The following is a 263-nucleotide window of genomic DNA, read 5'->3' as shown; positions in this document are numbered from 1 at the left end:
CAGAGCGTAATTGGCTCACGCAAAGTGTGGCGTTTCTCACCCAATGCCGCCAACAGCGATTTCACCGCCACCAATATCCATGTGACCTCGCACGGTACGGAATTTACCCTACAAACCCCAACCGGTAGCGTCGATGTTCTGCTGCCGTTGCCGGGGCGTCACAATATTGCGAATGCGCTGGCAGCCGCTGCGCTCTCCATGTCCGTGGGCGCAACGCTTGATGCTATCAAAGCGGGGCTGGCAAATCTGAAAGCTGTTCCAGG

1 protein-coding gene is annotated in these 263 nt (G+C 57.0%); it reads left to right on the top strand.

The annotated features are described in order from the left end of the window. Positions 1–263: Mur ligase family protein (locus SB756_RS31365; RefSeq protein ID WP_410913404.1), on the top strand; the 263-nt coding region annotated here is incomplete at both ends.

It is taken from the genome of Pseudomonas sp. SIMBA_068, assembly GCF_046534705.1.
Lineage (GTDB): Bacteria > Pseudomonadota > Gammaproteobacteria > Pseudomonadales > Pseudomonadaceae > Aquipseudomonas > Aquipseudomonas putida.
The sequence above is the reverse complement of the archived record's forward strand: the minus strand, read 5'-3'. Positions and strand labels throughout refer to the sequence as shown.